Below are 8,538 nucleotides of genomic sequence, written 5' to 3'. Positions count from 1 at the left end.
GAGGCAATCCTTATGCCAGAAAGATTCTCTTTAAGTGCATCCATAACATCGCTTCAGCTCGTCATACCAATCCTTGCCATATCGCTGATTTCTATGAGAAACGAAAAAGACAATCGCAAGCTAGTTCTACTAAGCCACATGCGATTGCCTCTATACATCGTCTCATAAGGACCATGTATTACCTCATAACGCATAACAAACTTTATGATTACGATTCAACCCAAAATCATTAAAGTTGTCCATGCCATATTATTGTAACACCTTATGAAAAAAATGGCAAAATAAGGTGTGCTTTTTGGGTGCATTTTTTCTCCTAATATAAACCAAACATGGAGAGCATGGAGGATAATATCAAGTAACTTTATAAATTTTTTACCCGAAAACCATTGAAATACTTGACAAATGGTAGAAAATAGGAAATACGACAAGTGAAAAGCTCCAGTGGAGGTTTTCAGCCTGCTATGTAAAAGTAATAACAATTTGTATGGAACATCTACGTCCCCTTAAAGGTAGCCATACCTGTAATCAGCTAAAGCTGAAACAGTTTCGTCTCTTTTTTCCGAGCTTTTAGCTCGAGTTCAGTTCCAAGATACAAAGCCCGTTAAAAATTCACAGTACACTCCTTAAGCAGACATAGTCCGCAACGGCTACGGTAAACTAGGTGTTCTGACGCAGAACTTTTAGACGAGAGTTTGTTTTGCAAACCTCTATTTTCTATCTCTAAAGAGCGCCACCCTATTATCAGCGAAAGCACAAATAGTTATCTCCCACCATAAAATCTGATATTGATTTTCATGAGTGTAGGAGTAGGCTATGGTTGTAACCTTTTTCTACTCTTATTTGGGTATGCAGCTCCTAAATGACAAAAATGTTAGATTGAAATGCCTAGTTTTGGCTATTTTTACTGTCAAAATAGCGTATAATATAGTAAGGGAAGGAGTGGGAATATGAAACAGAAAATCTTGATTGTAGAAGATGATGTGGTCATCCGTCAGTTAGTGGCGAAAAATCTCCGCAATTGGAATTATGAAGTGGAGGATTTCCAGACAATTTTGGAGCAGGTAGAAGCCTTTCAGCCCCATTTGATTTTGATGGATATTGGGCTTCCTTTCTTTAATGGCTATTATTGGTGTCAAGAAATTCGCAAGACTTCCAGCCTCCCGATCCTCTTTCTCTCATCAAGAGACCAGCCGATGGATATTGTGATGGCGATTAATCTAGGCGGTGATGACTATGTGACCAAGCCCTTTGATATGACCGTTTTACTAGCTAAGGTTCAAAGTTTGTTGCGCAGAACCTACGATTTTCAAGGGGAACAAACGGTACTGTCCTTTGGAGATATTCGCTTGGATTTAAAAAGCATGCAGGTCAGCTATGTGGGATTAACGGAGGAGTTGACCAAGAATGAATTTCAGATTTTACGCATTTTATTTGAACGCGCACAAGCTATTGTCAGTCGTGAAGAATTGATGAAAGGCTTGTGGAACAGCGATCTATTTGTCGATGACAAACGCTAACAGTGAATGTTGGTCGCCTGCGGCGCAAATTAGCAGCCCTAGGCTTGCAGGATTTGATTGCGACTAAAAAAGGAATTGGCTACGGGTTGGTGAGAAAAGATGACTAAAGGGCGGATTGGTTTTTTTATTAGGCACTGGCTAGGAAGACGCTGGTTTTTTATGGCAGGAATGTTTAGTTTTCTAGGTTTGATTGTCGGTGTTAGTACCCTTTTTCGTGTGGAGACGGACTTGGCAGCCTATACCAGTCTTTTGCTAATGGTTATTGGAATGCTTGTCATAGCCGTTGACTTGTCTAGAGAGTGGCGAAACTATGTCTTGGCTGAACGAGGGGAAGAGATTAGAAGTGGGACAGCGACAGAGTTGCTCATGCAGGAGCGGGTAAATCAGCTAGAGGAAAGATTGAAGGCGTGTTTGGAACAGGAGCGGGAGCGACAAAATGATTTTCAGGACTACTATACCTTGTGGACCCACCAGATGAAGATTCCTATTGCAGCCAGTCAGCTCTTGGTTGGAGACCTGCTGGCAAGTGAGGAAAAGCAAGCCTTAGAGCGGGAATTATTCAAGATTGAGCAGTATACAAGTCTAGCCTTAAACTACTTACGCTTACACTCTTTTCATGAGGATTTGGTGGTTCAGCGTGAATCGCTTGATACTCTGGTGAGACAAGTAGTTAAGAAATTTTCGATTTTTTTTATTCAACAAAAGATAGAGCTACGTTTGGATAGCTTGGATCTGGTCCTTGCCACGGATAAAAAATGGTTTAGTTTATTGTTGGAACAATTCATCTCGAACGCTATTAAATATACGGCGGGTGGTCAGATTTGGATTTACTTAGATGGGGATGATCTCCTTATTCAAGACACGGGTATCGGCATTGCAAAAAGCGATATGGAGCGGAGTTTTGCCCATGGTTTTTCGGGTTACAATGGACGGATTTCCCAGCAGTCATCAGGACTAGGGCTTTACTTGGCACAACATATTAGCGGAAAGCTAGGCATCCGTTTTTCTCTGACATCTGAAGTAGGACAGGGGACCCAAGTCCGTATCTCCCTAAAAGAAGAGGAGCTAGTGCTCGATTAACAACCTTACAAGAATGTAAGGTAAATGTGAGGTAAAGCTAAGGTAGGCGGGTGTGAAATAAGGTATCATAATGATAGTCATTCAGTCTCTCAAGCTCTTATAGTCGTTTCCTTTATCTTTTATAATTGTAAACTCTGTGCAAAAAAGAGACGCAACTGTCGCAACTTTTAGGGATAAATATCCCTGTGAAATAGTTCTCAACTAGACGAATACCTGCGACTTTTGACCAAAACTTTGTTTTCTTCATTTCCCAGACAGTTTGAGCTACTACTAAAAGTAAAGGAACTATATACTCTTCAGAAATCAAAAGATGTTGGGAATAGAGGGCTACTTGTGGCTTTGCCACCTAGTATATGTCTGAATGTTATTGAGGATTAGTCTGTCTTTGATGGCTGACAAGTCAACTGCAAGACTATACGGTAAAGAGGCAGTCCATGCTTTAGAAAGAGGATTGCTTGCCTCGAGAAGATCGCCACCAGCATCGGTCCATGATGTAGAGAGTGATGTTTAAATAAATAAGGAGGTTATTATGGTATTACTCAACGTTCAACACGTCCAGAAAGTCTATCAAACTCGCTTTTTGGCCAATCAAGTAGAAGCCCTTAAAGATATTCATTTCACCGTGGAACAGGGTGAATATGTTGCTATTATGGGAGAATCTGGATCAGGTAAATCGACCCTGCTGAATATTTTAGCTATGCTGGACAAGCCGACCCAAGGTAAGGTTTTCTTGAATGGTGTAGATACCCAGACGATTAAAAATAAGGACGCTTCAGCCTTCCGGCGAGAGAAATTGGGGTTTGTTTTTCAGGATTTTAACCTACTAGACACCTTGTCGGTCAAGGACAATGTCCTGCTACCCTTGGTACTTTCTCGCGTTCCGCTTAGCGAGATGAACCAGCGTCAGCTTGAGGTTCTCAACAGCCTAGACATTGCGGATTTGAAGGACAAGATGCCCTATGAAATCTCTGGTGGTCAGCAACAGCGAGTAGCGGTCGCAAGAGCCATTATTACCAAGCCCGAAATCCTGCTGGCAGATGAACCCACTGGCGCGCTTGATTCCAAGTCTTCTGCGACCCTGCTCGATATTTTTGACCAGATCAATGAACTGGGACAAACCCTACTCATGGTGACCCACTCCACCACAGCAGCCAGCCGTGCCAAACGTGTCCTCTTTATCAAGGATGGTAGGCTCTACAACCAGATTTTCCGAGGAGAACGTAGCACACAGGAAATGTTCCAGCTTATTTCAGATACACTGACCCTGATGGCGAATCGAGGTGAGTAGTATGTGGAATGTAACCTACAAATTAGCAGTCAGCAATCTGCTTAAAAACCGCAAATTATACTTTCCTTTTGCCTTGATGACGGTCTTTTCAGTGACCATCGCCTACCTCTTTACCTCTCTCAGCAACAATCCACACTTAGCAGAAATCAAGGGTGCAAATAGTGTGAGACTGACCCTGCAATTGGGGCAGGTTGTTGTCATGATTGCTGTTGCGATGATGTTTCTTTATGCCAATAGCTTTGTCATGAAATATCGCTCTAAGGAGCTGGGGATCTATACAGTCCTTGGTTTAGAAAAGCGCCACTTGCTCTTGATGACCTTGTTTGAAACCCTTCTTTTTTCAACGATTACAATCAGTCTAGGCTTGCTTCCGGGAGTATTGTTCGACAAGCTAATCTATGCGATTTTGCTCAAAGCCATACACTTCGAGGTGGTTTTGGTCTCTGTCTTTCAGTGGGCAAATGTCCTAACCGTTCTAGTTTATTTTGCCCTACTGTTCCTCTTTTTAGCAATCTTAAATGCTGGGAAATTGAGCCTATCGTCCTCCCTAAATCTGGTCAAGGGACGAAAACGCGGAGAAGGTCGGGGACGATTGCTACTTCCGCAAACCTTGTTGGGGCTAGCGGTCTTAGGTGGGGCATACTATTTGGCACAGACCGTCAGTAGTCCAGTCAAGACCCTGCCCACCTTTTTTGTGGCAGTTTTAATGGTTATCTTTGCGACTTATCTACTATTTAACACAGGGATTATTAGCCTTTTAAAATGGCTTCAGAAGCGCCAAAGTTACTATTATCAACCCGCTAATTTTATCGCGGTCTCCAATCTGGTCTTTCGGATGCGTAAAAATGCTATGGGTTTAGCCACGATTACGATTTTATCGACAATGTTTATCGTGACCATGATTGGTGGAACCAATATCTATGTGGGGGCAACGATATGGTCAACCTGACTCACCCTAATGCTTACAACCTTACCTATACGCTGGATAGAAAGGGTGTACCTACGGAAGGTTCGATTGTTGACAAGGAGGCCAAGGTCAAGGAATTGGCTTCCCAGACCTTGGAACTAAATGCCATTCCTGTTACAGGAATCGTTACCTATCGCTATATCGAACAACTTGCTGGAAAACTGGAGGAGAACAAGGTTCAGTTCTTTGACAGATTGACAGTCGGTTTTGATATGGCAGACATCAGTATCCTTTATATCTTTGATGCAGCTTCCTACCAAGAGATGACAGGTGAGCACTTGGAGCTAGCCAGCAATCAAGTAGCAGTTTATGCAAAAGGTATTGATCTAGATAGTCGAAAGCCCTTGATGATTGGTGATCAAGCCTTTACGATTCAGAAAGTATTGTCGAGGAATTTCACCGATTATAAAGCACCAAGCAATATCACCCATGTAGTGCCAGGTTTGATTTTGGTCGTGCAGGATTTAGATGAGATAAGGGAAGATGTGGATCGAAAAGTCTATGTCGGAGTAGAGACCAGCTTGAGTGAGCAGGAGCAGGCACAGCGCTGGGAGGATTGGCGTGAAGTAGATTTCAATGAGATGTCTAAATCATTGATGATTCATGGAATGGGAAGGGGCAGTCGGGCAGCGACACATGCCAGTACCTTTGCTTTTTCAGGCTCTCTCTTCTTTATCGGAGTATTCTTGTCGATAGTCTTTTTAGTAGCGACGATTCTGGTCATTTACTACAAGCAGATTTCAGAAGCCTATGAGGATCGGGAACGTTTTGGCATCATGCAAAAGCTAGGACTTGATGAGCAGCAGACCAAGCAAAGTGTTCGCAAGCAGATGTTGACAGTCTTTTTCCTTCCGCTCGTTTTTGCCTTTACTCACTTGCTTTTTGCTTACAAGATGTTGCAGAATATTTTACTTGTAATAGGTGTCTTAAATAGCAATCTGGTAATGCAGGTAACGCTCGTTAGCTGTCTCGGCTATCTGGTGCTTTATGTGGTGGTGTATCTCTTAACCTCCCGCTCCTATCGCAACATTATCAGTTCCCATTAAATTGTTCAAAATCAGTCTCAAGACGGATGTGAGGAACGGTAAGATTGGGTATACTAAAGTCAATCCTAAATATTTTTCATAATCTCCTAAAAAGCATCAGTCCTAGGGCTGGTGTTTTTTTGTAGTCATTACCAAGATATAGTCATTTAGTTTATATTTTTATTACTTCGTTAACTCGTCTTGTTGTACTCCAGTACTACCTGCGACTTTTAACGAAAACTTCGTTTTCTTCATTTCCCACCTCAAACAGTCTCTCCCCAGACTGTTTGAGCTAGTACTAAAAATAAACTAAACGACTATAATAAATAAGTATATAGACTACTACTCATATTCTATAAAAATCAACATTCAACTATCTAGGCAGTTTTGAAGGTATTTTCGATATAGTCTCCACCGGTTTGCAGACTTGTGTTAGGTCATTCAGAAAAGACCAAAAGAGAAACTTTTCATTACATGTTAGACTTGTGGTATAATGGATAGGAAAAAATTGTGAGTACAGTGAGCCATTGGTCACTGGTGGAAAAGGGGAGCAGTTGTGTGTTTAGCCTTTCCCTAATCCACCTCTTCACTAAACAACTATGAAAGGAAGTGTATATGATGTCCAGTTCAAGATTAGAAGCCTTTAGCGATGGTGTGCTAGCCATCATTATCACCATCATGGTGCTTGAATTAAAAGTTCCTGAAGTCGATAATATAGCGGGTCTAACCTCCCTGATCCCCAGCATCCTAGCCTACATTCTTAGTTTCCTATATGTTGCTATCTATTGGAATAACCACCATCACCTAGCAAAAGGGATTACGGCAGTCAATCCCAACATACTGTGGGCCAACATGCTGTGGTTACTCTCTATTTCATTTATCCCATGGGCTACGGCATGGCTAGCCACATTTTATACGAGTGCATTACCTGTGATGGTTTATTGCCTTGTATTATTGATGGTCGCTATGACCTACCTTATTCTGCAAAATCAGATTACCAAGGGCAACCCCGCATTGCGAAAGAAGATAGGGAGAGACCGAAAGGGGAAACTATCAATTGTCCTCTATCTGATCTCGGTTGCCGTGTCCCCCGTCTTTTCCTCCTTATCTCTCCTATGTGTGGTGCTTGTAGCTATCATGTGGCTCATTCCGGATCAGCGTATTGAGCAACTATTCCGTTAGCGCCTCCTCAAATAGGAAGAGATAGTACATCTATTCTAACAAGAAAGAAAACAGGTGAGAAAGAGGTCAAGCTCTTTATACTCTCTAACTCCCCTAACTATTGTAAGTCTACAAAAGGGGAACAAATTTATACAACAAGTCGTTATAGGGTTCAAGAAATCTTATAAAAAATCAAAATCTGGAACTGGCTAAAGCTGAAACAGTTATGTCCCAAAGGGAGCCATACTTGACACGAGTTGCACTCGTTCTATCTTGTTTTAAGGGAACAGGCTAAAAACCTCCACTGGAGCTTTTTACTCAGCAAGGTGAGTTAACGACGTCAGATTTTGATTTTTGACGAGTATTAGTTATTAGAATGAAGGAGAAACCATGACATTTGAAGAGATTCTACCGGGCTTAAAGGCCAAGAAAAAATATGTTCGGACAGGTTGGGGCGGAGCTGAAAACTATGTCCAGCTCTTTGATACCATCGAACAAAACGGTGTAGCACTAGAGGTAACCCCCTACTTTTTAATCAATGTATCAGGCGAGGGGGAAGGATTTTCGATGTGGAGTCCAACGCCCTGTGATGTTTTAGCGACAGATTGGGTGGAAGTCCATGACTAAGAAAGTCCTTGTGACGGGCGTTTCCTCGGGGATTGGACGGGCTCAGGCACAGCTATTTTTGAAAAAGGGCTATGAAGTCTATGGTGTGGATCAGGGACAAGATCCCTCATTGACCGGTGACTTTCATTTTTTGCCGTTAGACCTGCGGGAATCTCTAGTTCCGCTGTTTGACTGGTTACCAGAAGTGGATATCCTCTGCAATACTGCTGGGAAGTTAGATGGTTATAAGGCCTTGTTAGAGGTCAGCGAGGAAGAAATAGAGGCGATCTTTTCTGTTAATCTGTTTGCGACCATGCGGCTTACCCGCTTTTATCTCGCAAAGATGTTGGAAAAGCAGGCGGGCATCATCATCAATATGTGTTCGATTGCTAGCTTTCTTGCTGGTGGTGGCGGTGCAGCCTATACGGCTAGCAAGCATGCTCTGGCAGGTTTTACCAAGCAGCTGGCGCTCGATTATGCCGATAGAGGAATTCAGGTCTTTGGGATAGCCCCGGGAGCAGTAAAGACAGCCATGACAGCAAGTGATTTTGAAGAGGGCGGGCTAGCGGACTGGGTCGCAGCCGAAACACCAATTAAGCGGTGGTTAGAGCCAGATGAAGTCGCAGAAGTCACCTTGTTTTTAGCAAGCGGAAAGGCCAGCGCTATGCAAGGAGAGATTCTCAAGATTGACGGTGGTTGGAGCTTGAAATAAATGCTATTAGCTATACATGAGAAGAGTGGCATGATGTAGCACTTGGTTTTCAAAGAGAGAAGAGGAATGGGGTTGCTTCCCTTTTAGTTGATGGGCGGATGTACTCTCATAGGTCTGTGCGAAAATGATGATGCTATCTAATATCCCTGTCTGCAATAGGAGAGGGATTTTTGTTTGCGATT

At 42.7% G+C, this 8,538-nt stretch carries 5 protein-coding genes and 3 pseudogenes; all 8 read left to right on the top strand.

Annotation, left to right across the window (positions count from 1 at the left end; all coding sequences use genetic code 11):
• Positions 1-233 (top strand): annotated as a pseudogene (locus BU200_RS03465) (IS110 family transposase); the annotation flags it as partial.
• Positions 234-947: 714 nt separating this feature from the next.
• A pseudogene (locus tag BU200_RS03460) lies at positions 948-1,624 on the top strand (response regulator transcription factor).
• A gap of 52 nt (positions 1,625-1,676) precedes the next feature.
• On the top strand, positions 1,677-2,597 hold the full coding sequence (locus tag BU200_RS03455; protein WP_158015092.1) for a sensor histidine kinase: 921 nt from the start codon (positions 1,677-1,679) through the stop codon (positions 2,595-2,597).
• A 529-nt stretch (positions 2,598-3,126) separates the two neighbouring features.
• On the top strand, positions 3,127-3,885 hold the full coding sequence (locus BU200_RS03450) for an ABC transporter ATP-binding protein (RefSeq protein WP_075098834.1): 759 nt from the start codon (positions 3,127-3,129) through the stop codon (positions 3,883-3,885).
• Between the two features lies 1 nt (position 3,886).
• Positions 3,887-5,898: pseudogene (locus BU200_RS11765) on the top strand (FtsX-like permease family protein).
• A 594-nt stretch (positions 5,899-6,492) separates the two neighbouring features.
• Positions 6,493-7,059: a TMEM175 family protein gene (locus tag BU200_RS03440; protein ID WP_244912659.1), complete on the top strand. Its 567-nt coding sequence runs from the start codon at positions 6,493-6,495 to the stop codon at positions 7,057-7,059.
• A 369-nt stretch (positions 7,060-7,428) separates the two neighbouring features.
• Positions 7,429-7,665 carry a DUF2829 domain-containing protein gene (locus BU200_RS03435; RefSeq protein WP_000141913.1) on the top strand — a complete coding sequence of 79 codons (237 nt, stop codon included), beginning with the start codon at positions 7,429-7,431 and terminating at the stop codon, positions 7,663-7,665.
• A complete protein-coding gene (locus BU200_RS03430) occupies positions 7,658-8,356 on the top strand; it encodes a 3-oxoacyl-ACP reductase (RefSeq protein ID WP_075098833.1) in 699 nt (232 codons plus the stop codon). The genes BU200_RS03435 and BU200_RS03430 overlap by 8 nt, the downstream gene beginning before the upstream one ends.
• Positions 8,357-8,538: the final 182 nt, after the last annotated feature.

It is taken from the genome of Streptococcus acidominimus, from assembly GCF_001921825.1.
Taxonomy (GTDB): Bacteria; Bacillota; Bacilli; order Lactobacillales; family Streptococcaceae; genus Streptococcus; species Streptococcus acidominimus.
The sequence above is the reverse complement of the archived record's forward strand: the minus strand, read 5'-3'. Positions and strand labels throughout refer to the sequence as shown.

Excerpts from the sequence above, each read along its gene's own strand:
- BU200_RS03450 (WP_075098834.1), top strand. The coding sequence starts at position 3,127 with ATGGTATTACTCAACGTTCAACACGTCCAGAAAGTCTATCAAACTCGC.
- BU200_RS03435 (WP_000141913.1), top strand. The coding sequence starts at position 7,429 with ATGACATTTGAAGAGATTCTACCGGGCTTAAAGGCCAAGAAAAAATAT.
- BU200_RS03455 (WP_158015092.1), top strand. The coding sequence starts at position 1,677 with ATGGCAGGAATGTTTAGTTTTCTAGGTTTGATTGTCGGTGTTAGTACC.
- BU200_RS03440 (WP_244912659.1), top strand. The coding sequence starts at position 6,493 with ATGATGTCCAGTTCAAGATTAGAAGCCTTTAGCGATGGTGTGCTAGCC.
- BU200_RS03430 (WP_075098833.1), top strand. The coding sequence starts at position 7,658 with ATGACTAAGAAAGTCCTTGTGACGGGCGTTTCCTCGGGGATTGGACGG.